Origin of the sequence: Prevotella sp. CAG:592 (assembly GCF_000436015.1) — a bacterium.
Classification (GTDB): domain Bacteria; phylum Bacteroidota; class Bacteroidia; order Bacteroidales; family Bacteroidaceae; genus Prevotella; species Prevotella pectinovora.
The window spans coordinates 1-757 of record NZ_FR892638.1; the positions used below are offsets into that span (position 1 = coordinate 1).

Consider the following 757-nt stretch of genomic DNA (forward strand, 5'->3'; position numbering starts at 1 on the left):
TTGGGGAAGGTTAGGATGGGTTTGAGGCAAGTCATTGCCATGAAGTCAGAACAGGAGTTCTTCGTCTTCGGTGCCACAGCCGGTGAAGCCATTTTCTTGAGACTTCTCCTGGGTAAATAGATAGTATACGGCGCGTGCCGTGGTGCATACCTCCCCTTTGGAGTTCTCCAGCGTGAGTTCTACGAAAGCCAGGTTGCGCTTCTGTTCGGTGATATGTCCGCGGAGAGTGATCTGCGAGTCGGTGGTGAGCACGGGGCGGCGGTATGACAGTTCCAGCTTCGATGTGACGCCCATGACCTGCAGTTTCCTGAACACCACCCATGCCGCCGTCTCGTCGAGCAGCGTTGCCTGTATTCCTCCGTGCAGCGTGTTTCGCCATCCCTGGTATTCGCCGTCGGGTTTCCAGAAGCACACCACGTCGTCGCCGTCTTCATAGAAGTCCATGTGTACGCCGTGGTCATTGTCTTTGCAGCAGCCGAAGCAGTGGAATCCTTCCATGCCGGCGAACGGGTTCGTTATCTTTCTCATAAGCGGGTTGTTGTTTCGTTTTATAATAATGTGATAGCAAAAGTAATGATTTTTCGGGTAATGGCAAAGGAATAGGATGGTTTGTTTTGGTTTTTCGAAGAAAACCTAGATAAGCCCCTGGGTGGTTAATACGAATTCAATAACAGCCCCCACCTATCCTTCCTGAAGGGAAACCCATCCTAACCTTCCCCAAGGGTAACCCATCCTAACCTTCCCCAAGGGAAGGAAC

Annotated in this window: 1 protein-coding gene; it reads right to left on the minus strand. The window is 51.7% G+C overall.

Annotation, left to right across the window (positions count from 1 at the left end):
- Positions 1-45 precede the first annotated feature (45 nt).
- The gene (locus QVO99_RS11000; protein ID WP_022317666.1) at positions 46-528 is read right to left on the minus strand and encodes a PaaI family thioesterase; all 483 of its coding nucleotides are present in this window, start codon (positions 526-528) and stop codon (positions 46-48) included.
- Between the last annotated feature and the right edge of the window lie 229 nt (positions 529-757).